This window comes from Mesorhizobium sp. (assembly GCF_004963255.1).
In the GTDB taxonomy this organism is placed as follows: domain Bacteria; phylum Pseudomonadota; class Alphaproteobacteria; order Rhizobiales; family Rhizobiaceae; genus Mesorhizobium.
In genome coordinates this window covers 46,412-71,550 of sequence record NZ_SUGA01000007.1, presented here as the reverse complement: position 1 = coordinate 71,550, position 25,139 = coordinate 46,412, and the positions used below count along the sequence as shown (strand labels likewise).

The 25,139-nt window shown below is 65.6% G+C and carries 24 protein-coding genes; 7 read left to right on the top strand and 17 right to left on the bottom strand.

Features of this window, described 5'->3' with window-relative positions:
- Positions 1-38: 38 nt before the first annotated feature.
- Positions 39-1,028: an NmrA/HSCARG family protein gene (locus E5X34_RS10625; RefSeq protein ID WP_292563896.1), complete on the top strand. Its 990-nt coding sequence runs from the start codon at positions 39-41 to the stop codon at positions 1,026-1,028.
- 20 nt (positions 1,029-1,048) lie between these two features.
- Here E5X34_RS10625 and E5X34_RS10620 read toward each other — a convergent pair whose 3' ends face one another.
- Positions 1,049-1,762, bottom strand: a complete 714-nt coding sequence (locus E5X34_RS10620; RefSeq protein WP_292563893.1) for a metallophosphoesterase — start codon at positions 1,760-1,762, stop codon at positions 1,049-1,051.
- 456 nt (positions 1,763-2,218) lie between these two features.
- Positions 2,219-4,126, bottom strand: coding sequence for a propionyl-CoA synthetase (locus E5X34_RS10615; protein ID WP_292563890.1), 1,908 nt, complete (start codon positions 4,124-4,126; stop codon positions 2,219-2,221).
- 455 nt (positions 4,127-4,581) lie between these two features.
- Here E5X34_RS10615 and E5X34_RS10610 point away from each other — a divergent pair, with 455 nt between their 5' ends.
- Genes E5X34_RS10610 through E5X34_RS10600 form a run of 3 tightly spaced genes read left to right on the top strand, consistent with a single transcriptional unit; the run spans position 4,582 to position 6,289 of the window.
- Positions 4,582-4,869 carry a PqqD family protein gene (locus tag E5X34_RS10610; RefSeq protein WP_292563887.1) on the top strand — a complete coding sequence of 96 codons (288 nt, stop codon included), beginning with the start codon at positions 4,582-4,584 and terminating at the stop codon, positions 4,867-4,869.
- Entirely contained in the window at positions 4,869-5,300 is a 432-nt protein-coding gene (locus tag E5X34_RS10605; RefSeq protein WP_126079783.1) for a lasso peptide biosynthesis B2 protein, read from the top strand. Before E5X34_RS10610 ends, E5X34_RS10605 begins: the two co-directional genes overlap by 1 nt.
- Positions 5,297-6,289 carry a serine kinase gene (locus tag E5X34_RS10600; protein ID WP_292563885.1) on the top strand — a complete coding sequence of 331 codons (993 nt, stop codon included), beginning with the start codon at positions 5,297-5,299 and terminating at the stop codon, positions 6,287-6,289. The genes E5X34_RS10605 and E5X34_RS10600 overlap by 4 nt, the downstream gene beginning before the upstream one ends.
- On the opposite strand, the gene E5X34_RS10595 is transcribed toward E5X34_RS10600, so the two are convergent.
- From E5X34_RS10595 to E5X34_RS10525, 15 genes are all read right to left on the bottom strand, one after another.
- Positions 6,277-7,302 (bottom strand): nucleotidyltransferase family protein, encoded by a 1,026-nt coding sequence (locus E5X34_RS10595; protein WP_292563882.1) that lies wholly within the window; start codon positions 7,300-7,302, stop codon positions 6,277-6,279. The two genes, E5X34_RS10600 and E5X34_RS10595, sit on opposite strands and share 13 nt — an antisense overlap.
- Before the next feature lie 169 nt (positions 7,303-7,471).
- A complete protein-coding gene (gene dhaK, locus E5X34_RS10590; RefSeq protein ID WP_292563879.1) occupies positions 7,472-8,458 on the bottom strand; it encodes a dihydroxyacetone kinase subunit DhaK in 987 nt (328 codons plus the stop codon).
- A 31-nt stretch (positions 8,459-8,489) separates the two neighbouring features.
- The gene (locus tag E5X34_RS10585; protein ID WP_189475916.1) at positions 8,490-8,921 is read right to left on the bottom strand and encodes a hypothetical protein; all 432 of its coding nucleotides are present in this window, start codon (positions 8,919-8,921) and stop codon (positions 8,490-8,492) included.
- Between the two features lie 4 nt (positions 8,922-8,925).
- Positions 8,926-10,500 (bottom strand): phosphoenolpyruvate--protein phosphotransferase, encoded by a 1,575-nt coding sequence (ptsP, locus tag E5X34_RS10580; protein WP_292563876.1) that lies wholly within the window; start codon positions 10,498-10,500, stop codon positions 8,926-8,928.
- Between the two features lie 32 nt (positions 10,501-10,532).
- Positions 10,533-10,835 (bottom strand): HPr family phosphocarrier protein, encoded by a 303-nt coding sequence (locus tag E5X34_RS10575; protein WP_292563873.1) that lies wholly within the window; start codon positions 10,833-10,835, stop codon positions 10,533-10,535.
- Between the two features lie 19 nt (positions 10,836-10,854).
- Entirely contained in the window at positions 10,855-11,244 is a 390-nt protein-coding gene (dhaM, locus tag E5X34_RS10570) for a dihydroxyacetone kinase phosphoryl donor subunit DhaM (RefSeq protein WP_042645089.1), read from the bottom strand.
- Positions 11,244-11,843, bottom strand: coding sequence for a dihydroxyacetone kinase subunit DhaL (gene dhaL, locus E5X34_RS10565; RefSeq protein ID WP_292563870.1), 600 nt, complete (start codon positions 11,841-11,843; stop codon positions 11,244-11,246). Before dhaL ends, dhaM begins: the two co-directional genes overlap by 1 nt.
- 10 nt (positions 11,844-11,853) lie before the next feature.
- Positions 11,854-13,494, bottom strand: a complete 1,641-nt coding sequence (locus E5X34_RS10560) for a dihydroxyacetone kinase subunit DhaK (RefSeq protein WP_292563867.1) — start codon at positions 13,492-13,494, stop codon at positions 11,854-11,856.
- Between the two features lie 78 nt (positions 13,495-13,572).
- Entirely contained in the window at positions 13,573-14,586 is a 1,014-nt protein-coding gene (locus tag E5X34_RS10555) for an ABC transporter ATP-binding protein (RefSeq protein ID WP_292563863.1), read from the bottom strand.
- Positions 14,579-15,685 (bottom strand): ABC transporter ATP-binding protein, encoded by a 1,107-nt coding sequence (locus E5X34_RS10550; protein ID WP_292563860.1) that lies wholly within the window; start codon positions 15,683-15,685, stop codon positions 14,579-14,581. Before E5X34_RS10550 ends, E5X34_RS10555 begins: the two co-directional genes overlap by 8 nt.
- Positions 15,686-15,687: 2 nt before the next feature.
- On the bottom strand, positions 15,688-15,894 hold the full coding sequence (locus tag E5X34_RS10545) for a hypothetical protein (RefSeq protein ID WP_292563858.1): 207 nt from the start codon (positions 15,892-15,894) through the stop codon (positions 15,688-15,690).
- Entirely contained in the window at positions 15,891-16,841 is a 951-nt protein-coding gene (locus E5X34_RS10540; protein WP_027166085.1) for a carbohydrate ABC transporter permease, read from the bottom strand. The genes E5X34_RS10545 and E5X34_RS10540 overlap by 4 nt, the downstream gene beginning before the upstream one ends.
- A complete protein-coding gene (locus E5X34_RS10535) occupies positions 16,838-17,785 on the bottom strand; it encodes a carbohydrate ABC transporter permease (RefSeq protein ID WP_126064833.1) in 948 nt (315 codons plus the stop codon). Before E5X34_RS10535 ends, E5X34_RS10540 begins: the two co-directional genes overlap by 4 nt.
- A 107-nt stretch (positions 17,786-17,892) precedes the next feature.
- Positions 17,893-19,224, bottom strand: a complete 1,332-nt coding sequence (locus E5X34_RS10530) for an ABC transporter substrate-binding protein (RefSeq protein WP_042645082.1) — start codon at positions 19,222-19,224, stop codon at positions 17,893-17,895.
- A 251-nt stretch (positions 19,225-19,475) separates the two neighbouring features.
- Positions 19,476-20,174 carry a PIG-L deacetylase family protein gene (locus E5X34_RS10525; protein WP_292563853.1) on the bottom strand — a complete coding sequence of 233 codons (699 nt, stop codon included), beginning with the start codon at positions 20,172-20,174 and terminating at the stop codon, positions 19,476-19,478.
- Positions 20,175-20,195: 21 nt separating this feature from the next.
- Here E5X34_RS10525 and E5X34_RS10520 point away from each other — a divergent pair, with 21 nt between their 5' ends.
- The 3 genes from E5X34_RS10520 to E5X34_RS10510 are packed head-to-tail and all read left to right on the top strand — an operon-like array spanning position 20,196 to position 24,963.
- The gene (locus E5X34_RS10520; RefSeq protein WP_292563850.1) at positions 20,196-21,086 is read left to right on the top strand and encodes a DMT family transporter; all 891 of its coding nucleotides are present in this window, start codon (positions 20,196-20,198) and stop codon (positions 21,084-21,086) included.
- Between the two features lie 45 nt (positions 21,087-21,131).
- Positions 21,132-23,594, top strand: coding sequence for an ATP-dependent helicase HrpB (gene hrpB / locus E5X34_RS10515; protein ID WP_292563847.1), 2,463 nt, complete (start codon positions 21,132-21,134; stop codon positions 23,592-23,594).
- Positions 23,595-23,637: 43 nt separating this feature from the next.
- Entirely contained in the window at positions 23,638-24,963 is a 1,326-nt protein-coding gene (locus tag E5X34_RS10510; protein ID WP_292564179.1) for an ActS/PrrB/RegB family redox-sensitive histidine kinase, read from the top strand.
- Positions 24,964-25,139 lie beyond the last annotated feature (176 nt).

Sequence of the window (25,139 nt, the reverse complement as noted above, 5' to 3'; positions counted from 1 at the left end):
GGCCGATCGGTTTCAATCTGAGAGACAGGAGAACCAACATGAGCCAGAACGACACTTCCAAACCTCTGATCACGGTTGCTGGCGCCTCGAGCAAGCAGGGCCGTAGCGTTGCCAACGCCTTGCTTGACAGTGGGCGTTACCGGGTGCGCGCGCTGACGCGGAGCCTTGACAGCCAACCCGCGCAGGCCTTGGCCAAGAAGGGCGCCGAGGTCGTGGTGGCACCTCTTGAACTCGGCAGGCGGGCCGAGCTGACCGAAGCGATGAAAGGCTCGGCCGGGGCGTTCTTGATGACGCCGCCTATCGTCAAGGTGCCGCCCGCGGAAATCGAACTCACCCTCGGCAAGGAGTTGGCCGACGCGGCAGTGGCCGCGGGCGTCGAACACGTCGTGTTCAGCGGGCTCGAAAATGTCGAGGCGATCACCGGGGGTACCAAGTGGGCGCCCCATTTCACGGACAAGGCAAAGATAGTGGATTACATTCGCGGCCTGCCCATCCGCAGCTCGTTCGTGTATCTGGCGTTTTATTACACCAACTTCCTGGAATACTACGTTCCGCAGCGCACAAAGGATGGCATAAATTTCGCCATATACCTGCCGCCCGACATTCCCATGCCGTTCTGCGACCCGCTCACCGCGCCCGGTCCAGCAGTGCGCGAGATCTTCGACAACCCGGAGCGATATGCCGGCGAAGTCCTGCCGGTGATCGGCGAGTTTATTTCGGCACGGCAAATGGTGGAAACGTTCGAACGTGTCACCGGCAAGCGCGCACGCTACGTCTCGGCGTACTCGCGCGAAGACTTATTGCGCCATTTTCCGGGTTTCGCCAGCGACGAGCATCTCGTGCGCGAATTGGTGGGCATGGTCGAATATGCTGTCGAATACGGCTACTACGCCCCCCGGCGCGATTTGACGTGGAGTCGGAAGGTCGATCCGAATGCCCTCACCTGGGAACAGTTCCTCAAGCGCAGCAAATGGCAGGGCGACCTGCTGTCCTACGGCGCCGCCGAGCCTGAACTCGCGCCGACCTGAGTAGCGAAGCTGCGCTCTCTTCAATCCCGTGACGACAGCAGCCGACCGTATTTGCCGACGATCCTGAGCGCGGTCAGCCGCCCCGTCTGGAAGGCGCCGGTGTCGATGTCGAGCCGGCGCCCGTCGAGCGTCGGGACGTCGACGATCGTGTGCCCGTGCACCACCCAGCGGTCGAGCCGGTGCGCCGCCTCGAAGAACTCCTCGCGGATGTTGAGGAGGTCGCCCTCGTCCTGCGCCTCCAGCGCGATGCCGGGCCGGATGCCGGCATGCACGAAGACGAATTGGTCGGAGCAGACCATCGCCGGCAGCGTGCGCAGGAAGTCGACATGGCTGGCGGGAATGGCCTCGCGTATGCGCTCATCCGCCTGGGCGCTCGAACCGTAGAGGCTAATCAGCCGGTCGGGGTCGACGCCGTAGGAGAACAGGGTCTCGCGGCCGCCATAGCCGAGCCAGGTTTCACGCGAGAGATGTCCGTCCAGATAGAGGAGCAGCGCGACTTCATGGTTTCCCACCAGACAGACGCGCTGAAAGCCCCTCGGGGGGGGCGCCATCAGATGGTCGACCACGCGCCGCGAATGCGGGCCGCGATCGATATAGTCGCCCAGCATGATGATGATCTTGCGGCCGCGGAACTGCTGCGCGTCGAGCTCGATTTTCTGTTCCAGCGCGCGCAGTTCGTCATGACAGCCATGCACGTCGCCGATCGCATAGACGATCGTGTCGCGCATATCCATGACAAGGCGCTCGCGCGGCGCGGGTCGAGGACGTCTCGATCGTTGGAACAGGCTCACGGATTGAGGCTCGGATACTTGCACTGATTTGCGCCTCGATATCATGCCGAATGCAAACAATTCCACACCGGCGCTCCAGGCGGCCGGACGAGCGGTTCCCCGTTTCCACGAAACGGTAGACCCCTCTCGGCGGGCTTCAACAGATGACGGAACAGGGTGGGACCGAGCGGCGGCAGGATACGCGGCTCGCCGGCGGCCTCTACCGACCGATTCACGGCGACGGTAGCAAGGCATCGCGGTGTGTGGACGCCGCCGAATGTCGTCTCTTGTTGAGCCATGCCGTGCCTTCGGTATGGCCCCCCAGGCAAACTTAAAGTCTGATGCTGCATTGCACAACAAGCGATTGCAGCGCGGGGGAAACTGGCTAATACATTATTAACGCGTCGGGGGACCGGGTGGCTAAATGCCGATGCCGCGGCCCTTCAGCGCCGCCGTGATCTCGTCGAGGATCGCGGGGTCGTCGATGGTCGCTGGCATCGCCCATTCCTCCTTGTCGGCGATCTTCTGCATCGTGCCGCGCAGGATCTTGCCGGAACGGGTTTTGGGCAGCCGCTTGATCGTCACCACCGTCTTGAAGGCGGCAACCGGGCCGATCCGCTCGCGCACCAGCCCCACCACCTCGCTTTCGATCGCGCCGCTGTCACGCGCCACACCGGCATTGAGCACGACGAAGCCGAGCGGCACCTGGCCCTTCATGGCGTCGGCAATACCGATGACGGCGCATTCGGCGACGTCGGGGTGGGCGGCCAGCACTTCTTCCATGGCGCCGGTCGAGAGACGGTGGCCGGCGACGTTGATGATGTCGTCGGTGCGGGCCATCACGTAGAGATAGCCGTCCTCGTCCATCATGCCGGCATCGGCCGTCTTGTAGTAGCCGGGGAACTCCTCGAGATAGGCCTGGCGGAAGCGGCCGTCGGCATTCCACAGCGTCGGAAGGCAGCCGGCGGGCAGCGGCAGCTTGACCACGACATTGCCGAGCGTGCCGTGCGGCACCTCGTGGCCGGCATCGTCGAGGATGCGGATGTCATAGCCCGGCATCGGCACGCCGGGCGAACCGTATTTCACCGGCAGCAGCCCCAGACCGGCCGGATTGATCGTCATCGGCGAGCCGGTCTCGGTCTGCCACCAATGGTCGACCACCGGCCGGTCGAGCTTCTGTTCCGCCCATTTGATGGTCTCGGGGTCGGCGCGCTCGCCGGCAAGGAACAGCGTGCGGAACTTCGACAAATCGTATTTCGGCACGAACTCGCCCTTGGGGTCCTGCCCCTTGATGGCGCGGAACGCGGTCGGCGCGGTGAACAGCGCCACGACGCCATGCTCGGAGATCACCCGCCAATAGGTGCCGGCGTCCGGCGTGCCGATCGGCTTGCCTTCGAACAGCACGCTGGTGCAGCCATGCAGAAGCGGTCCGTAGACGATATAGGAATGGCCGACCACCCAGCCGACGTCGGAAGCCGCCCAGAACACTTCGCCGGGCTTGACGCCGAACTCATTGTCCATCGTCCATTTCAGCGCGACCATATGGCCGCCATTGTCGCGCACGATGCCCTTCGGCTGGCCGGTCGTGCCGGAGGTGTAGATGATGTAGAGCGGGTCGGTGGCCGGCACCGGCACGCAGTCGACATTGGCGCCGGCGGCGCGCTCGCGGGCGACCGCATCGGCATAGTCGATGTCGTAATTGTCCTTCATCTCGCAGCGCAGTTGCTCGCGCTGCAGGATGAGGCAGGCGTCGGGCTTGTGCTTCGACATCTCGATCGCCTTGTCGAGCAGCGGCTTGTAGGCGACGATGCGACCGGGTTCCAGGCCGCAGGAAGCGCTGACGATCAGCTTCGGCTTGGCGTCGTCGATACGGGTGGCGAGCTCATGCGAGGCGAACCCTCCGAACACCACCGAATGCACGGCGCCTAGCCTCGCGCAGGCCAGCATCGCAATCGCCGCTTCCGCCACCATCGGCATGTAGATGATGACGCGGTCGCCCTTGCCGACGCCGCGATGCCGCATCACCGAGGCCAGCGCCACCACCTCACGCTTCAGTTCGGCATAGGTGAATTTCCGGATCGTTCCGGTGATCGCGCTGTCGTGGATCAGCGCCAGCTGGTCGGCGCGTCCGCCGGCGACATGGCGGTCGATGGCGTTGTAGCAGGTGTTGCAGGAAGCGCCGACGAACCAGCGGCCATAGACGCCTTGCGCCGGATCGAAGACCTTCTCGGCCGGCTTGTACCAGTCGATCGCCTTCGCCGCTTCGGCCCAGAACCCTACGGGGTCGCGCTTCCAGCCCTCATAGACTTCGTGATAGCGTGAGGCCATCCGCCTTCCTCCCAAGAAACGTTCTGCCGCCTGCCATAGACTAAGCCGGGCGTGGCGGCCATGTCTTCCTGCATTTTGGTCGACATCGCCGGCAAACGTCTCTGTTCGGCGCCTGCGGCGAGGCGTCGCTGTCACTGTCCGTGATATAAGCCGGCTTAAAGCGGCAGCGCCGCCAGCATCAGCCCGACGCCGCCGGCGATCAGGATCGCCGCCGCAAGCGCCTTCCGATGGCGTTCGAACGCTGTCGGAGCCCGTTCCCAGTTGTAACGCATACAGATCACTCCCCCAAAGCCCGGCGGACTCATAGCTTACGCGAGGGCAGGAAGGCAAGACCTCGCTAATATTCGCCCCACGGCGGGCCGCCCGGCACGGCCGGTCGTTCCCTCCGCCGTCCACGGCGATGGACAGCCTCGCGGTGCCGCGCTATTTGCTCCCGGGCGAAGGGGAGCGGGCGCATGGCCGAGATTGGTTCCAAAACGGTGCTTCGGATGGCGGACGATGCGTCGGTGCAGCATGTCGGCGATGGCGCCGTCGTGCTGTTGGCGCGCAGCGGCCAGCTCTACACCTGCAACGACACGACCGAGGCCTTTCTCGACAAGGTTGATGGCGCGCGCAGCCTCGACCAGATCGTCGACCTGTTGTCGGACGAATTCGAGGTCGACAAGGCAACGCTCGACGAGGATATGGCCGAATTGGCCGCCGAGTTGGTGGCTGAAGGCATCCTCGCCGACCCGGGCGCGTGATGACCGACGGGCCGGTCCTGCGCGCCCTGTTCCGCGCCCATTTGTGGCTCAGCGCCAGGCTGCTGCCGGTTCTGGTCGGCCGGCGCGATTTTGAAAGCGTGTTGAAACTGGCGCCGCTGCGCTCGCCCGCGCCCTATCGTGACTTGCCCTGGACCTATATCGTCCAGCGCGTCAACCGAACGGTGCGGCGGCCCTGGTTCATGCGCGACCGCAGATGTCTTCGCGAGGGTCTGCTCGGCTTCCGTTTTCTGCGCATGGCCGGTCTTGACCCGGAGCTGCGTTTCGGCGTCGATGCCAAATCGATGCACGAGCCGCGCCTGTCGGCGCATTGCTGGGTCTGCCTCGACGGCAAGCCGGTGGTCAGCGACAGTCAGCCCGGCATGGTGGAGATCTACCGCCATCCGCCCAGCGTGAAGGCGTCCGCTGCTTGAGCGATCGGACAACGACCTTCTGCTACGACCTCAAAGGGCAGGTCATAAGCGTCACCGCCGCCCGCGCCGACCTCTGGCCGAGCTTCGACCTGATGCTCGGCGCGCTGCGTGTGAGCGAGGCTGCCCGGCCCGGCTTTCGTGTCGACATCGTCGAAACGCTTGATCTGCAGGAAAACCCTGAAGGGAAATTGGCTTTCGATGGCGAAGTGCCCTTCGATGGCCATTGCCGGATGATCGACGCCGGAGACGTCTTCCACCTCGTCTTTCCAGGTCAGCAGACGCTGTCGATCCGCGATGAGGAGGGCAGGGCAGAAATCCGCGTTCATCCTGACAGCAAGATCAAATGGACGCTGCTGATGATGGTGCTGGATGCCGCGCTCGATGCCGGAGGTCAGCACATGCTGCACACGGCCGGCCTGACGCTGCCGGGCAGCGACGCGCTCGTGCTGGTCCATGCGCCGAGCGGCACCGGCAAGTCGACGACGTCGCTGGCGCTCGCCTCGCAGGGGTTCGGTCTCTGTTCCGACGACGTCATGATCCTCAGGGCGACACAGGACGGCGTAACGGCCTGGGGCATGCCGCGTAAAGTGAAGATCCATCGCAACACCGCAGCGATGCTGCCTTTCGTGTCGCCCTGCCTTGGCGAGACATGGGATGCGGAGGGCGAGCAGGCCGTGTCGCTCGATCGCCTTGGCGAGATCATCCGCGTCGAGGATGTGCGCGCGAGGCCAGTCGCGGCGCTTCTTCATCTTGCCCGCTCGACCGATGGCAAGACAAGGCTGGTGCCCCTGGCCAGGACCGATGCCATGGTGGCTTTGGCCGCCGACAATGTGAGGACCGGCATGACCGGCCTTTTGCCGCTGCAGAAAAGGCGAATGGCGACGATCGCGGCCTTGGTCAAGACGGTGCCGACCTTCACGCTGGAAGTCGGCGCGAAGCCGGTCGAAGCCGCGCAGCTGATCCGCGCCGCGCTGCGTCAGGCCGGATAGGGCCGCGCCCGCGCCAGCCGCTGCACCCATCGGAAAGCGTCGCGGCTGAGGCGCGAGCGCAGCTTTTCGCGCGAGTTGACACGCAGCAGCATGTTGCCGGTGATCAGCCATTTCGCCAGCCTTATCGAGAGGTTCGGCTTGATGCGGTTCGCAAGCTCGATCGCGCGCGGCGCGCCGAACAGACGTCCGGTGACGTTGAGGACCGTCGCCAGTTCAAGCTCTATGCCGGTCATGCGGGCCGCCTCCAGCAGGCGCGCTTCATCTTCCGGTGATCTCAGCGCCCGCACGCCTTGCAGCACGTCGACACAGAGCTGCAGCCGGTGAAATTTGTGGCCGCCGGCAGCATGGACTATGGCGATGGTCAGAAGTGCGGTCGGGGTATCGGTTTCGCCGCCGTCGATCGACTGCAGCTCGCTAAAGCCGAGCGACAGGCGCCGGCGCATGCCGGTGTCGTGCACCAAATTGCCGTGCAATTCGATCAGCAGGCTGGAATTCTCTTTCTCCAGCCATTTGAACTCCTGCAGTTGGTGCGACTCCGCCTCGCCGCTGCCGAGCCTGAAGCCGCATTCGGCGATCGTCCTGTTGGCTTCCTCGATGCCGGCGGGGTCGACGAGAATGTCGATGTCGGTGAACGGCCGGTCGGCAGGCTGGTGGTAAAGCCTGCGCGCGAACACCGGCCCCTTCACGATCCGGGCCGGAACGCCTTTCGCCGCCAGCGCCTTCATGATGCGGTCGCCGTGATATTGCAGCAGCATCGACTGCCCGGTCGCCATCGTCATCTGGTCGCGCAGCTCGGCAAGCTTTTGCTGCAGACCCGCGTCTTTCGGCAGATTGGCGTCGCCGCGTTCGCTGAGCTTGCGCAGCACGATCGGCACCACGCCGTGGAACTCTGCATTGGCGAGCAGCGCCAACAGGCCGGCGGGCGAAACGTCCTTGTCCCAATCGGCGGGCGCCTCGGGGTCGGCAAGGCTGATCAGCAGTTTTTCCTGGGCAGGCGAAAGCTCGGGCAGCATCGTTCAGGCATCAGCGGCAAGGTTCCGCGCATGCTTGCCAGAAAAGTACCGGTGAAGCCAGCGACGGCCAGAGCGGTTCACCGTTTCAGGGAAACGCAGAACCGCTCTATCCCTTTGTTTTGGCGCAATTCTCGGCGGAAAGCCGCTTCACACTTTTCCTGGAATTGCGCTACATCCCCCAGCGCAGCGTCGCCGTGTGCACCGGAGCATCCCACAGCGCCGTCATGTCATCGTCGAGCACGGTCAGCGTGATCGAGCAGCCTGCCATGTCGAGCGAGGTCACATAGGAGCCGACGAGGGAGCGGATCACCGTCACGCCGTGTCTCTCGAAGATTCTGCGGGCGCTGTTGTACATCAGGTAGAGCTCCATCGAGGGCGTGCCGCCGAAGCCGTTGACGAACAGCAGCGCCGGCCCCTTGGCGCGGTCGCCGAAATCGCCGGCGATCGCCGCGCAGACCTCCTCGGCGATGGCGTCGGCGCTCTTCAGCGCGTCGCGCCGCCGGCCGGGCTCGCCATGGATGCCGACGCCGAACTCCATCTCGCCGTCGCCGATCTCGAAGGTGGGCTTGCCGGCCGCGGGCACCGTACCGCTGGTCAACGCCACGCCCATCGAGCGCGTCGCGGCGTTGACACGGTCGCCCAGCGCCTTGAGCGCGGGCAGCGCCATGCCTTGCTCAGCCGCGGCGCCGACGATCTTTTCCACCACCAGCGTGCCGGCGACACCGCGCCGTCCGGTCGTGTAGGACGAATTCTCGACCGCGACGTCGTCATTGGTCACAACCTGCAGCACGCCGTCCGCCATCTCGGCCGCCATGTCGAAATTCATCACATCGCCTTCGTAATTCTTGACAATGAACAGGCAGCCGGCGCCGGTGTCGACGGCCTGCACGGCCGCGAGCATCTGGTCGGGCGTCGGCGAGGTGAAGACCTGGCCGGGGCAGGCGGCGTCGAGCATGCCGTGGCCGACAAAGCCGCCATGCAGTGGCTCATGGCCGGAGCCGCCGCCCGAGATCAGCGCCACCTTGCCGGGCTTCAGCTCCTTGCGGCGGATGAATTTGTGGTCGTCGCCAAGCACGAGGATATCGGCATGAGCCGCCGCAAAGCCATCGAGGCTTTCGGTCAGCACCGTGTCCACGGTGTTCATAAATTTCTTCATGGCGTCCTCCCAAACAGCCCGGCAACAAAGGTCAGCCGCTGCCCTTGCCGGCGATGCTGGTTATTTTCTGGATGAAGTCGTTGATCGCCCGGTCGAGCGCCGCGTTCTGTTTGTCATCGCCGAAATCCGGCACGATGAGCGAGACGTGTCGCGTCCTGCGCGGACCGGACGCCGCGGGCGCCTTGCCAGGATGCGCCTGGTGATAGGCGGCCATGAACTGGTCGCGCTCGGCCTGGCTGAAATGGCAGACGGAAAAGATGGAAGGCAGATGCTTTGACGGGATCGGGATCGTATAGGCGGGGCTGGAGATCTGCGTGACGAAGCTGCGGTGCTTGCCGAGCGCGTCGGCCAGGCGCTGGCGCATGCCGGACGGGCGCTGGTCGATGACCTGCGACAGGATCGTCTTGTAGGCGCGGATTGCCTCTTCCGAGCCTGCTTCCGGTATTCTTTCCATCCTGGCCATGCCCCTACACCGCAACGTCCGCGATGGCCGCCTTGGCCGTCGCCAGTTGAGCAGGGGCGACTGAGAGGTCGCGCAAACCGGCCGCGAGCAGCGCCGGGATGGTTTCAGGGTCGCCACCGGCATCGCCGCAGAGGCTGACTGGAATTCCCTTCTCCAGTCCGAACGCGGCAACCGCCGCGATCAGCCGCAGCACCGCCGGCTGGCGAACGGAATTGAGATGTGCGACCGCCGCGTTGTCCCGCGCGGCCGCCATCACATATTGCGTCAGGTCGTTGGAGCCGATGGAGAAGAAGGCGACGTCGGCGAAATCCTCCGGCGCCAGCGCCACCGACGGCACCTCGACCATGATGCCGAGCGGCGGCAGCTTGTGCGCTACGTCCTGCGCGACAAGCGCGGCCTGTTCCTGCGCGAACAGCGCGGCAGCTTGGCCGTATTCGTCAGGCGTTGCGATCATCGGGAACATCACCCTCAGATTGCCGTGGATGGCGGCGCGCAGCAATGCCCGGATCTGCACGCGGAAGATATCCAGCCGCTTGAGCGACAGCCTGATGCCACGCAGGCCGAGAAACGGATTGGTCTCCTCGACGGTGAAACCCGGCACTGGCTTGTCGCCGCCGGCGTCCACGGTGCGGATGGTCACCGGCTTGCCGCCGGCCCATTCCAGCACCTTGCGGTAGGCGTGGTATTGCGTCTCCTCGTCCGGCAGTGTCTTGCCGAACAGGAATTCCGTTCGCATCAGGCCGACGCCGTCGCAGGTCTCGATATCGATGCCTTCGACATCGGAAGGGTAGGCGATGTTGACCTGCACGCGCACCGCGGTGCCGGCCTTAGTCACGGCCGGCGCCGTCAGGAATGTCTTCGCCGCGCCCTGGCGATCGGCGAAGGAGGAGGCCGATTGGCGGAAGGTTTCGACCTCGGCCGGCGACGGTGAGAAAATGATCGCGCCATGCTCGGCATCGAGCAGCGCGTCACCCGTGGGCGGTGCGGCCAAGGCGCCGAGACCGACGATCATAGGCACGCCGCGCGAGCGAGCCAGCATCGCGACATGGCTGGCCGTGCTGCCGCGCTGCAGCGCGATGCCGCCGCCCTTGCTCCAATCGGTTTCGAGGAAGCGCGTCGGCGCGATGTCCTCGCCATGGAGGATCGCGCCCGGAGGCGCCGCAGCCTCGCCATCCTCGCTCAGCGCCCGCAGCACCTGGTCGCGGATGTCGCGCAGATCGGCAGCGCGAGCGCGGAAATAGTCCTGGTCCGACGCTTCGTAGCCGGCGATCTCACGGTCGAGCGCCGCGCGCCAGGCGGCGTCCGCCGGCTGCCCTGAGCCGATCGCCGCCAGGGCCGGACCCCTCAATGCATCGTCCTCCAGCATGGCGATGTGGAATTCGAGGATGCCGGCGGCGTCGCCATCGGCGGTTTCGATCAGAACCGCCAGCCGACCGACGGCCTTGCCGATTGCGCTCACCAGTGCGGCTTGTTCTTCCCCGACGCTCGCCTTGGCCTTGTAGCTGACCGGAGGCTGGTCGAGGTCGAAAAGCGGACCTTCGGCATAACCGGGAGAGGCGGGGATACCCTCAATCCGCATGACCCGGTTTCCCACGGACATGCGGATCCGTTTCAAGCGGACCGGGCATGATCCGCATCCTCGTCGAAATCGCGCTGCACCAGATCGACCAGCGCTTTCACCGCCTGGGTCGCGCCGTCGCCCCTGGCGCGGATATGCAGCATGGTCCCTTTCGGCGCCTTCGCCGCCATCACCTTGACGATGCTCTTGGCGTCGAACCAGGGGCCGTTGGCTGCCACTGCCACCTCCACCTCGGCCGCGAACGTCTTGGCGAGCTTGGTGAACTTCACCGAAGGGCGCGCATGCAGGCCCACCGCGTGGGTGATCAGGACCGTTGCTTCGGCGGATGCGGACATTCAGTCGGTTCCCGTTCGTTCACGACGGCGACAGTTCATGCGCCGTCGCCACCACTTCCTTGAGCGAGGCGCCGCCGGAGGATTCGGTCGCGGCCATCACCGCGCCTTCGACGATCGGCGCGTTGCAGACCACGATCTTGTGCGAGCGCGGCTCGCCGATCATCTCGACCGCCATCTCCGAGTTGGTCTCGGCGCCGCCGAGATCCACCAAGATGGCGACGCCCGCTTCCGACCAGGCCTTGTCGATCGCGCCCATGATCGCCTCGACGCTGGTGCCGAGCCCGCCATGGCCGTTTCCGCCGCACCATGCAAGCGGCACTTCGTCGCCCACCATCTGGCGCACCATGTCGGCCGTGCCCTCGGCGACGAGGGGCGAATGCGACACGATGACGATACCGACATTGCTCATCAATTGCCCTCTATCGCTTCCGCGACCGCGCGCACCAGAAGCGCGGTCGAGCGCGCTCCGGCGTCCATATGCCCGATCGAGCGCTCGCCCAGGAAGGAAGCGCGCCCGCGCAGGGCCTTCATCGGCACGGTGGCCTCCGCCGCCTTGTCGGCTGCGTCGGCGATCTCGCCGGCCGTCTTGCCCTGCGCCAGCGCCTCATACACCGGCTGCAGCACGTCGAGCATGGTTTTTTGTCCCGGCTGCGATTTGCCGCGCGCGGCAACCGCCTCGATCGCCTTGCCGAACGCCGCCGTCAGTCCGTCTCTATCGGGTGCCGCCGGCAGGTCCTTGCCGAGCGCCATGAACAACGTGCCGAACAGAGGGCCGGAGGCGCCGCCCACGGTCATCACCAGCTTGGTACCCACCGCTTTCAGCGCTTCGGGCAGCGGCTTCGCTGAAAAGATGTCCGCCTCGGCGCGCACCGCCTCGAAGCCGCGCTTCATGTTCAGCCCATGGTCGCCGTCGCCGATCGCCTGGTCGAGCGCGGTCAATTCATCGGCATGCGCCGCGATCGTATCGGCCGCCGCCGTGATCAGTCTGGAGAAATCGGTCGCGGCCATCGTCCGTCCTTCATGCCGGGGCGAACAGCGCCGCCACGGCAGCGAAAACTTCGGCGACCGCGAAGGCGCCCGGATCGGCGCTGTCGAGTTGCCTGCCGATATAGGCGGAACGGCCGGCCTTTGCTTTCTGCATCCCGGCGGTCGCCTCGGCGCCCTGCCGCGCCGCCTTGGCGGCCGCTTCCGGGCCGCTAGCGTCGAGGGCTTTCAGCGCCGGCTCGAGCGCATCGACCATGGTCCGGTCGCCGACCTTGGCGCCCCCATAGAAGGTCATCCGGTCGAGACCGGCGACCAAGGCCTTGCTGAGCGAGGCGCCGCTGCCGAGCGATTGCGAGGCTGCGGTGAAGAAGATCGACAGCAGCACGCCGCTGGAACCGCCCATCGAGGTGCCGAGCGCATCGCCGATCGCGGCAGCGGTTGCGGCCCTGTCGGCAAGCGGCAGCGCATCGATGCGCTCGAGAATGCTGCGAGCCCCGGTCGCCACGGTCGAGCCGGTGTCGCCGTCGCCAGCCTTGGCGTCGAGCGCGTTGAGCGGCTCTTCGAGCGCGATCAGCTTCTGGCAGACGGCCTTGATCAGCCGCTCGGCGGCCGCCTCGCGGCTGGCGGGCTTCGTGGCTGTGCCGCTGGCAGGCTTGGCCATCGCCACCACGACCGGTGCGCGAACCGGCTTTGCCGGCAGCCAGGCATGCGGGCCGACGGGCGCCAGCAGCGCTTTCTCGCGTTCCGCATCCAGCTTGATCAGCGACAGCGAGAAGCCGTTCATGTTGAGCGCCGTCATCAGGTGCCCGGGCCCGATCGTCAGCGCCACCGCCTTTGCCAGCGACGAAGACAGCACGGCATTCGCGATCAGCGACATTTCAAGCGGCGGCACCGATCCGAGATTGTTGATCAAAAGCGCATAGCGGCTGTGCGGATCGAGCCGCGCGGCGAGGCGTTCCGCCATGATGGCGACCAGCTTGCTGGCGGCCTCCAGGGCGATGCGCTCGACGCCGGGTTCGCCATGGATGCCGAGTCCGAGCTCGCCATCCTCAGCGCCGAAGCGCTCCTCATGCGCCTGTCCGGGGATCGAGCAGGAGGAGAGCGAGATGCCGAGCGAAACGATGTCCTTGGCCGCCGCACGCGCCGCCGCGGCAACCGATGCCAGGTCATGGCCGGATTCCGACAGGTGCCCGGCGATCTTGTGCACGAACAGCGTGCCGGCAACGCCGCGCGGCTGTGCGATGTCCGGCAAGGCGATGTCGTCGGCGACGATCACCATCTCGACCGCGAGACCTTCGGCACGCGCCTTCTCCGCCGCCAGTCCGAAATTCAGCCGGTCGCCGGTGTAGTTCTTGACGATCAGCAGGCAGCCGGCGGGCCCGGTCGTGGCGCGGATCGCCGCCAGCACCGCCTCGACGCTCGGCGAGGCGAAGATCTCGCCGGAGACGGCCGCCGTCAGCATGCCGGCGCCGACGAAGCCGGCATGCGAGGGTTCATGCCCGGCGCCGCCGCCCGAAACAACGGCCACTTTCGTCTTGTCCCAGTCGGCGCGCAGCACGACCTTGATCTCGGGATAGCCGTCGAGGCGGGCGAGCGCGCCCGATCCCGCCGTGGCGAGGAAGCCGTCGAGCGCCTCGGTGACGATCGTGTCCTTGCGGTTGAAAAAGTGCTTCATGGATTTCGTCCAGTCCGTATCTGCGGCCGTCAATCGGTGTGCGAAAATATGGGGCGTCGCGGCTACATCAGTCCCCCGCTACATCAATCTCTGCCCGTCCGAGCCGAAATAGAGCGGCGCGATGTAGCGGATCGTCACCTTGTCCCCCTTGGCTAAGGGCGTGTCTGGATCGGTCAGCGTCACCAGCTTCTTCGCCCCCACCGTCACATGCAGGTGGTTCTGGTCGCCGAGATGCTCGACCCAGTCGACGACGCCGTCGGCATGACCGTTCATCGCCTTCTCGATCGCCAGATGCTCGGTGCGGGCGCCGATCGTTTTCGTTCCGGCCGGCGCGCCGCCGTCGGGCAGGAGCCCGGCCGGCAGGAGGTTGATCGCCGGCTGGCCGAGGCGAGCCGCGACATGCAGGTTTGCCGGCTCGGAATAGATTGCGCGCGGCGTGCCGATCTGGACCAGCACGCCGTCGGCGAGGATGCCGATGCGGTCGGCCATGGTCATCGCCTCGATCTGGTCGTGCGTGACATAGAGCATGGTGGCGCCGAGCTCGGACTGAATGCGCTTCAGCTCGAGCCGGAGATCGGCGCGCAGCTTGGCGTCGAGCGACGACAGCGGCTCGTCCATCAGGTAGATCGCCGGCTTGCGCACCAGCGCGCGGCCGATGGCGACGCGCTGCATCTCGCCGCCCGACAGCTTCGTCGAGCGGTTGTCGAGCTTGTGGTCGATGCGCACCATGCGCGCCACCTCCTCGACACGGCGGCGCACCGCCTCCTCCGGAAACCGCCGCGCCGGCGAGCGCAGCGGGAAGGCCAGGTTGTCGAACACTGACAGATGCGGGTAGAGCGAATATTGCTGGAAGACGAAGGCGGTGTCGCGTTCGGCCGGCGACAGCGTTGTCGCGTCGTGACCGCCGATATGGATCGTGCCGCTGTCCGGCCGCTCCAGCCCGGCGATCAGCCTCAACGTCGTCGTCTTGCCGGCGCCGGTCGGCCCGAGCAGCACGACGAATTCGCCGTCCTTGATCGTGAGGTCGAGATCGTTGATCGCGACGGTGTCGCCGAAACTCTTGGTCACGCCCTGGATACGGACATCAGCCATGGCGCGCCTCCGCTGCCTGATCATGCATGGCGGTCCTTACCGCGCGTCCGGAACCCTTCTCGAACAGCGACAGCCGCGCGCTGCTCAGCGTCAGCCCGACCTGCTCGCCGGGGCTGAGATGGATGCCGGCCGGCACCCTCGCCTTGATGATGCCATCGGCCGTCTCGACAGCGACGATCTGCGTGGTGCCGAGATATTCCGTGCCATAGATCGCGCCGCGCAGCTTCGAGCCGTCGTCGAAGCGGATGTGCTCGGGCCGGATGCCGAGCGCCATGTCGGCGGGCGCGACGTCCTCGCGCACTTCCGGCACCGCAACCTTGGCGCCCTGAACGACGATCTCCTTCGCGCCCTTGGCGAGCCCGCCGCCGAATTTCAGGAAATTCATCGGCGGCGAGCCGATGAAATCGGCGACGAACATGGTCGCCGGCCGGTCGTAGATCTCGCGCGGTGTGCCGAACTGTTCGATGACGCCGTGGTTCATCACCGCGATCTTGTCGGCCATCGACATCGCTTCCATCTGGTCATGCGTGACATAGACGGTCGTTGCGTGGATGCGGTTGTGCAGCTCGCGCAGCTCATGCACCATCAGATCGCGGAACTCGGTGTCGAGGGTCCCCAGCGGCTCGTCCATAAGAAAACATTTCGGCCGCCGCACGATGGCGCGGCCGAGCGCGACGCGCTGGCGGTCGCCGCCGGCAAGGCCGGAGACGGATTTGTCGAGCAGGTGGTCGATGCGCAACAGCTTCGCGGTTTCCTCGACGCGGCTTCGGATTTCGGCGGCCGGCATGCCCTGCGCCAGCAGCGGAAAGCCGATGTTCTTGCGCACATTCATATGCGGGTAGAGCGCGAAGAGCTGGAAGACGAAGGCGATGTCGCGCTCGCGCGCCCGGCGCATGGTCACGTCCTCGCCGCCGAGCAGGATTTTGCCGCCGGTCGGCAGTTCGAGGCCGGCGATCATGCGCAGCGTCGTCGTCTTGCCGCAGCCGGACGGCCCGAGCATGACGAAGAATTCGCCGTCCTCGACGACGAAATTGGAATCCTGCACGGCGACGAAGGCGCCGAAGGCTTTCCTTAGGTTCTGAACACGGATTTCGGCCATCTCTATTCCGGGAATTTCGAGACGATGATGAACATGACCGTGCCGGCGAGCATGGTGATGAAGGAATAGGTGTAGAGCGACAGCGCGAAGGGCTGGAACAGCATCAAGAAGCCGATCGCGATGATCGCCGTGGCGATGTTTTCCATCAGGCCGCGCCTTGCCCAGCGTGGCCAGCGCGATTTGCGTTTTGCGATCTGGATCGCGCTCATTTGCGCACCGCGCCGAAGGTGATGCCGCGCAGCAATTGCTTGCGCAGCAGAATGGTGAAGACGAGGATCGGCACCAGGAAGATGGTCGTGCCGGCGGCAACCGCCGGCCAGTCCTGGCCGCCCTCGCCGATGATGGTCGGGATGAAGGGCGGCGCGGTTTGCGCGGTGCCGGAAGTGAGCAGCGCGGCGAACGCATATTCGTTCCAGGCAAAGATCAGGCAGAAGATGGCGGTCGCCGCGATGCCGGTGGTCGCCTGCGGCAGCACGGTACGCCAGAAGGCCTGCAGCCGCGTATAGCCGTCGATCATCGCCGCCTCCTCATACTCGCGCGGGATTTCGTCGATGAAGCCTTTGAGCAACCACACCGCCAGCGAGACGTTGACCGCTGTGTAGAGCAGGATCATGCCGAGCGCGGTGTCGGAGAGGCCGAGCTCGCGATACATCAGGTAGATCGGGATCGCCACCGCGATCGGCGGCATGAAGCGCGTCGACAGGATGAAGAACAACAGGTCGTCGGCTAGCGGCACCTTGAAGCGCGAGAAGCCATAGGCCGAGAGCGTGCCCAAAAACACCGCGCAGAAGGTAGAGCCGAAGGCTATGATCAGCGAGTTGACGAAGCGCGGCAGGAAGTTCGACGGCCCGGCGATCACCATGTTGCGCTTGCGCACGGTCTCGTCGCAGAAGCCGGTCGCCGGCCCGAGCGAGTTGATATATTCCGGCGTCTGCCGGGTGCGCGTGGTGAACAGGTTGCAATAGCCCTCGATGCTCGGCTGGAAGATGATCTTCGGCGGATAGGCGATCGAATCCGGCGGCGTCTTGAAGCTGGTGGCGAAGATCCACAGCAGCGGCACGATCGAGATCAGCGCATAGGCTATGATGATCGTGCCGGCGATCAGCTTCGCGTTCGACGAGGGTGCTACGACGGAATGGGCGGTGGTCAGGCTCATCTCTGCTTCACCTTGTTGAGCGCCTTGACGTAGATGTTGGCCAGCCCGAACACGGCCACGAACAGGATGATGGCGAAGGCCGAGGAATAGCCGGTGCGCCAGCTCTCGAAGGCCTGCCGCTTCAGCGTGATCGAGGCGACCTCGGTGGTCGAGCCGGGTCCGCCGCCGGTCAAGAGGTTGACCATGTCGAACATCTTGAAGTTCTCGATGCCGCGGAACAGCACCGCCAGCATGATGAAGGGCAGCGCCATCGGCAGCGTGATCGACCAGAACTGCCGCCAGTTGGAGGCGCGGTCGACCTCGGCCGCCTCATAGATGTATTCGGGGATCGAGCGCAGGCCGGCGAGGCAGATCAGCATCACGTAAGGCGTCCACATCCAGGTGTCGACGATGATGATCGCCCATGGCGCCAGCTCGACATTGGACAGCATCTGCACATTCGTCGGAGGGATGCCGGTGACGAAGGAGATGACATAGGAGAAGAGCCCGATCTGCGGTTCGTAGAGGAAGCGCCAGAAATTCCCGACCACCGCCGGCGACAGCATCATCGGCACCAGGATGATTGTGGTCCAGAAGGCATGGCCGCGGAACTTGCGGTCGATCAGCCACGCGAGCGTGAAGCCGATCACCGTCTGCAGCAGGATCGTCCAGAACACGAAATGCGCCGTCGTCTGCATGGCGATCCAGATGTCATGGTCGCCGAGGATGCGCTGGTAATTGGCGAGCCCGAGGTTCTTCACCACCTCGTTGGGGCGGTTGGCGCGGTAATTGGTGAACGACAGATAGATCGCCCAGAACAGCGGGAAGATGTTGATGGCAAGCAACAGAAGGATCGTCGGCGAGATGAACAGCCAGGCGAGGCCCTTGTCGCTGATGCCCCGGATCTTCTTGGCCAACGGCTCCGGTGTGGCCCGGGCAACGTTGTCCGCAGTCCGATCGAGCATGGTAAGTCCTGCTTCGGTCACGGGTAAGTCTCGGCTATGGAATTTATCTGAACTGCGTCCCGTGCCAAGGGCGGCACGGGACGCTTCGATCAAGCTCGGGAGGAGCCTTACATCTTGCCGTCGTCCTGGAACACCTGCGTCCAGTCCTTGACGAGACCGTCCAGCGCGTCCTTGGCCGAGCCCTGGCCGGCCACGACATAGTCATGGAAGCGCTTCTGCGAGGCCTGCAGCAGCGGCGCGTAGCTCGGTTCGGCCCAGAAGTCCTTCACGATCGCCATCGAGTCGAGGAAGGCCTGCGCATAGGGCTGGCTGGACGGGAACTTCGGGTCCTTGACCACGGAGTTCAGGCAGGAATAGCCGCCGAGCGACCACCACTTGGCCTGCACGTCCTTGTTGGCGAACCACTTGATGTATTTCAGCGCCGATTCCTGCTTGTCGGAATAGGACACCACCGAGATGCCCTGGCCGCCGAGCTGAGCGAACTGGTCGCCGTCGGGTCCCTTCGGATTGACGAAGTAGCCGATCTTGTCGCCGCCGACATTCTCGTCCTTCTGCAGGCCGGGCCAGGTGAAGGCGAAGTTCATATGCATCGCCACCTGTCCGGATTTGAAGGCGTCGACACCTTCACCCATGTAGGCATTGGAGGAACCAGGAGGCGTGCAGCAGTCATAGAGCGCCTTGTAGAATTCCAGCCCCTTCACCGATTTCTCGGAGTTGACGAAGCCTTCCATCTCATAGGGCTTCTTCGGGTTCTCATACTGGAAGCCGTAGCTGTAGAGCACGTCCATGGCGCCCATGGTGATGCCCTCCGAGCCGCGCTCGGTGTAGATCGAGGCGCCATAGACGGTCTTGCCGTCGATCTGACGCTTCTGGAAGAACTCCGCGATCTGCTTCAACTGGTCGAAGGTGGTCGGCGCGGCCAGGTCCCAGCCATATTTTTCCTTGAATTCCTTCTGCAGCTCGGGCCGCGAGAACCAGTCCTTGCGATAGGTCCAGCCGACGACGTCGCCCATGGCCGGCAGCGCCCAGTAGTTCGGCGTGTTCTTCGGCCATTCGGAATAGCCGACAACGGTCGCCGGCACGAAGTCGTCCATGCTGATCTTCTCCTTGTCGAAGAAGTCGTTCAGCTTGACGTAATGGCCGTTCTCCGCGGCGCCGCCGATCCACTGGCTGTCGCCGATGATCAGGTCGCAGAGCTTGCCGTGCGAGTTGAGCTCGTTGAGGAAGCGGTCGGCGTAGTTCGTCCACGGCACGAACTCGAACTTCATGCCGATGCCGGTTTCCTTGGTGAAGTCCTTGGACAGTTCCACGAGCGCGTTGGCCGGATCCCAGGCCGCCCAGCACAGCGTCAGGTCTTCCGCATGCGCGACGTTCGAGACGGCTGTCGACGCAAACATCGCCGAGGCCAGTCCCAACGCCAGTTTCAAGGTCGATTTCATGCCTTACCTCCCATTTGCGAAACGCGTCCGGATGACGGTTTCAAGAGCCCCTCAACCCTCGCTCCTCCGAGGGCCTAAACAGACGCGCTATGCGTCGCCACGAAGCGCGATGCGCTGCCGATGTTTAGTAATTTGTTTAGTGATGCTCTTTTTACTAAACAACGCAAGCGAATTCGTTGCTGCGTCGCAGCATGGCGAAACGGGTGCTTGAAATCGTTGGGAAATGATCGCCGGACCTGTGTCCGCCGCGGTCAGCTGGCCCCGGCGGCAGGGCTGGGGCTCGCCGTCACCGGCCGGATCGCCGGCGCCGGCGGCAACAGCGCGCGTATGTCGGCGAAGGGGAAAATAGGCTCGAAGCGGAAGGCTTCTGCCAGCGCGCCGGAGGCGCCGTTGCACTGGCCGGCGCGGAACTCGTTCTGGAGGCGCGCCCTGTGCACATAATGCTCGGGACCTTGCGACTGGTGCGCGCGGATCGCTTCAGCCTTGATCTCCCAATGCTGCGAGATCTCGACATAATGCGTCGGTGAAAAACCGGTGCCGCCGAGCGTGTCGGCATGCAGCACCGGCACCGCGAACGACGCCGCGATGCGCACGCCGTCGGACAGGGCGCGGTGGTCGCCGTGATAGTCGTAGGGCGCATGGGTGATGGCGAGGTCGGGCTTCACCTCGCCGATCAGCGCCTTCAGCGCCGCAATGAACGCGGCATCGGCAACGAGTTCGCCGTCGGGAAAGTCGAGGAAGCGCGGCTCGACGCCGAGCAGCCCTGCCGCCTTGGCCGCTTCCTTGCGCCGCAAGCGGGCGAGCGCCGCCGGGTCGTCCGTACCGCCCCTGGCACCATCAGTGGCTATCGCAAAATTGAGCTCTGCGCCTTGCGCGGCATAGGCGGCCAGCGTACCGAACATGAATATCTCGATGTCGTCGGGATGGGCGCCCAGCGCCAGTATCTTCACGTCTTCTCTCCCGGAAATGACATGCCGAACGGAATTCTGCTCGCCCTGATCGCCTATGCAAGCTATTCGTTCAGCGACGCCGTCATCAAGAGCCTGGGCGGGCAGTTCACCGTCTTCGAGATCGGCTTCTTCTCGACCCTGTTTGCCGGCTGCTTCCTGTTCTTCACGAAGCCCGGGGACGAGCGCTGGCGCGATTTCTGGCGCACCAAAAGGCCATGGGCGGTGCAGGCGCGCGCTCTGGCCGGCATCGCCTCGGGCGTGCTCAGCGTCTTTGCCTTCACCACCATTCCGCTGGCGGAAGTCTACGCGCTGATCTTCCTTGCGCCATTGCTGGTCACCATCCTGTCGACGGTGATCCTGAAGGAGAAAGTCGGTCCCTGGCGGTGGCTGGCCGTGGTCGCCGGCTTTGCCGGCGTCATGCTGGTGGTGCGGCCGGGTTTTCGCGAATTGCATCTCGGCCATCTCGCCGCCTTCGCCAACGCCTTCCTCGCCGCCATCAGCGTCATCCTAATGCGCTCGCTCGCCCAGCAGGAAAAGCGCACGACGATCCTCGGCGCGCTGGTCTGCTACGGCCTTGTCTTCAACGGCGTCGGCGCGGCCGCCACCTCGTTCGCGCTCCCCAATCTCGGGCAACTGGTCTGGCTGATGATGGCGGGCCTCTTCACCGCCGGCGGGCAGCTGCTGCAATTGCTTGCGGTCAAATACGCGCCCGCGAACCGCATCGCGCCGACGCATTATTCGCAGATCGTCTGGGCGGTCATCCTCGGCGCGCTGTTCTTCCAGGAATATCCCGACTGGCTGTCGCTGGTCGGCCTGGCGGTGGTCGGCGCATCCGGCCTGCTGACGATGGTGCGTGAAGAGGTCAGGCTCGGCACCGTGCGCTGGAACCCGTTTTCGCGCACCAGGCTTTGAGCGCATACGTTGCATGGCGACCGCGACCGCTGATATGCGGGCGACATGACGACGAAACCCTTGCCGGAGCTTCCGGTCACAGCCGTGCTGCCGGCACTCGGCGAAGCACTTTCGCGGCGCAGCAGCGCCGTGCTGGTGGCGCCGCCCGGCGCCGGCAAGACGACGCTGGTGCCGCTGGCGCTGCTCAACGCGCCATGGCTGGGGCAGGGCCGGATCGTGCTGCTCGAACCGCGAAGGCTCGCCGCCCGCGCCGCCGCCCGCCGCATGGCTGAACTGCTCGGCGAGGAGCCGGGCGGCACGGTCGGCTACGCCATGCGCATGGAGAACCGGACCTCGGCGCGGACAAGAATCCTGGTCGTCACCGAAGGCGTGCTCTCGCGCATGATCCTCGACGATCCGGAGCTGCCGGGCGTCTCGGCGGTGATCTTCGACGAATTCCATGAGCGCTCGCTCGACGGCGATTTCGGCCTGGCGCTGGCGCTCGACGTGCAGGGCGCGCTGCGGCCGGACCTGCGTCTGCTGGTCATGTCGGCGACGCTCGACGGCGCGCGCGTGGCGAAGCTTTTGTCGGAAGCGCCGGTGATCGAAAGCGAGGGCCGCGCCTATCCGGTCGATATCCGCTACGACGAACGCCCGCCCGGCACGGCGATCGAGGACGCTATGGCAAAGGCCGTGCGCGCAGCCTTGGCTACCGAGCAGGGCAGCGTGCTCGCCTTCCTGCCCGGACAGCGTGAGATCGAGCGCACCGCCGAGCGGCTTCAGGGCAACGTTGCGGCCGACACCGATATCGTTCCGCTCTACGGTCAGCTTGACAACCGGGCGCAGGACCAGGCGATCAAACCGGCGCCGGCCGCCCGCCGCAAGGTGGTGCTGGCAACCTCGATCGCCGAGACCTCGATCACCATCGACGGCGTGCGCGTCGTCATCGATTCCGGCCTGTCGCGGCTGCCGCGCTACGAGCCGGCGAGCGGCTTGACCAGGCTGGAGACGGTGCGCGTCAGCAGGGCCTCGGCCGATCAGCGCGCCGGCCGCGCCGGGCGCACGCAAGCCGGCGTGGCGGTGCGCCTGTGGCGCGCCGAGCAGACCGCGTCACTTCCCGCCTTCACGCCGCCGGAAATCCTCGAGGCCGATCTGTCCGGCCTGCTGCTCGACTGCGCCGCCTTCGGCGTCGCCGATCCGTCGAGCCTGTCCTTCCTCGATCCGCCGCCGGCCCCGGCACTCAACGAGGCCAGGGTTCTGCTCAAGGCGCTGCACGCCCTCGATGAGGCAGGCCGGGTGACGGAGGCGGGCGCCGCCATGCGCAAGCTGGCGCTGCCGGTGCGGCTGGCGCATATGGTGGCCGAAGCGGCGAAGACCGGCCACGCGCTCGAAGCGGCGACGCTTGCCGTGCTTTTGACCGAGCGCGGGCTGGGCGGCGACAGCGCCGATCTGGAGCGGCGGCTGATCCGGTTTCGCGGCGAGAAATCGCCGCGCGCCAATGCCGCCAGGCAGCTCGCCGAGCGTTTGGCCAGGCAGGCCGGTGGCGGGCAGGGCGGCGAAGCGGCCTCTGCCGGCCCCCTTTTGATCCATGCCTGGCCGGATCGCGTGGCGAGGGCGCGCGGCGAGCGCGGCCGCTTCGTGCTCGCCAACGGTTCGGGCGCCATGGTCGATGCCGCCGATCCGCTGGCGAATGAAACCTGGCTGGTCGTCGCCGACCTGCAAGGCAAGGCGCAGAACGCCCGCATCGCCGCGGCCGCGCCGGTCGGCGAAGCCGATATCCGCGCCGCTCTTGCCAATCGCATCGAGACGAAGCGCGAGACGAGCTTCGACCGCGAGCGCCGCGCCCTGCGCATGCGCGAGACCGCCAGGCTCGGCGCCATCACGCTGTCCGAACGCATGCTGCCGGCGCCGTCCGGCGCCGATGCCGACCGCGCCATTCTCGACGCGCTGAGAGAGCACGGCCTGTCGCTGCTCGACTGGGGCAAGGAGGCCGAGACGCTTCGCCGGCGGCTCGGCTGGCTGCATCGCGGCCTCGGCGCGCCCTGGCCCGACGTTTCGGATGAAGCGCTTGTCGAGCGCCTCGACGACTGGCTCTTGCCGTTCCTCGCCGGCGACGCCTCCTTCGCGGCCATCAAGCCGGCGACTTTATCGTCGGCGCTCATGGCGCTGGTCCCGCACGAGTTGCAGCGCAAGGTCGACGCGCTGGCGCCGACCCATTTCGACGCGCCGTCCGGCAGCCATGTCCCGATCCGCTATGACGGCGAATGGCCGGTGCTTTCGATCCGCGTGCAGGAGTTGTTCGGCCTCGACCGGCATCCTTCCATCGCCAACGGCACCGTGCCGCTGACGCTGGAGCTTCTGTCGCCGGCGCATCGCCCGATCCAGACGACGCGCGACTTGCCCGGCTTCTGGCGCGGCTCCTGGGCGGATGTGCGCACCGACATGCGCGGCCGCTACCCAAAGCATGTCTGGCCGGAAAACCCGCTGCTGGCCACCGCCACCAGCCGCGCCAAGCCGCGCGGGACGTGACGATGCTCTATCGTTTCGCCTCCTGCGGCTGTAATCCTTGGCCATGATCAACATCCTGCGCGCGCCCGATTCCCAGCCAAGCCAGCGGTTGCGGCTCAACACGCTGGTCCGCCTGCGCTGGCTGGCCATCGTCGGCCAGAGCCTGACCGTGCTTGTCGTCGCCTATGGGCTGAAATTCCCGCTGCCGGTCTCGATGTGCTTCGCGCTCATCGCCTTGTCGGCCTGGATGAATCTGTGGCTCACCTTCCGCTATCCGGCCGCGCATCGGCTCACCCCGCTCTCGGCCTTCGCCATCCTGACCTTCGACGGCCTGCAGCTCAGCGGTTTGCTTTACATGACCGGAGGCCTGACCAACCCGTTCTCGGTGCTGCTTTCCGTGCCTGTTGTCATTTCGGCTGCGTCGCTGCCGCTGCGGTTCACCGCGATCCTCGGCGCGCTGGTCATGGTGGCCGCGACGCTGCTTGTGTTCTTCCACCTGCCGCTGCCCTGGTACCAAGACGCGCCATTGCCGATGCCCTTCATCTATGTCGCCGGCATGTGGATGGCGGTCTTCGCCTCGATCGCCTTCACCGCCATCTATGCCTTCCGCGTCGCGGCGGAAGCGCGCCTGCTCGCCAACGCTTTGGCCGCCACCGAGCTGGTGCTGCAGCGCGAGCAGCATCTTTCGGCGCTGGACGGTCTGGCTGCCGCCGCCGCGCATGAGCTCGGCACGCCGCTGGCCACCATCACCGTCGTCGCCAAGGAGATGGAAAAAGCGCTCGGCAAGGACCCGAAATACGGCGAGGACGTCAAGCTCCTGCGCTCGCAGAGCGAACGCTGCCGCGAGATCCTGAAGCGCCTGACCAGCCTGTCCTCGGAAGGCGAAGCGCATCTGTCGCGCATGCCGCTCACCTCGCTGATCGAGGAAGTGACGGCGCCGCATCGCGATTTCGGCATCTCGATCCGGCTGCGGCCCGGCGAGCGCATCGGCCCGGAGCCGGTCGGGCAGCGCAACCCCGGCGTCATCTACGGGCTCGGCAACCTGGTCGAGAACGCCGTCGACTTCGCCCGCAAGTCGGTCACCGTCAGCTGGAGCTGGGACAATGAGACGGTCACCTTCTCCATCACCGACGACGGGCCGGGCTTCCCGGCCGAGATCATCGACCGCATCGGCGAGCCCTATATGTCGACGCGCCAGGGCACCGAGGCCGGCGGCGGCCTGGGGCTCGGGCTGTTCATCGCCAAGACCTTGCTGGAGCGTTCCGGCGCGAGCATCGATTTCCGCAATTCGAGCGGCCTCGGCGAAGGCGCGGTGGTGCAGGTCGTCTGGCCGCGTGGCGTCTTCCTCAACCAGGATCAGGCTTCTGCCACCATGTTCGACAATGCGTAACCTTGGCTGGATGGTGCGTAGACCTTGCAATTACCGCATGGCAGCTCTGTTGCCGGCTCTAAAAATTGGACATTGCTCTTGCGGGACTGTATCTGCGTAAAAGTGAAGCATGTCGCCCAAAATTGTGTCTGGAAAAGCGGCATGCCCGAAAAACATGGACTTCGAGCGCCTTCTCC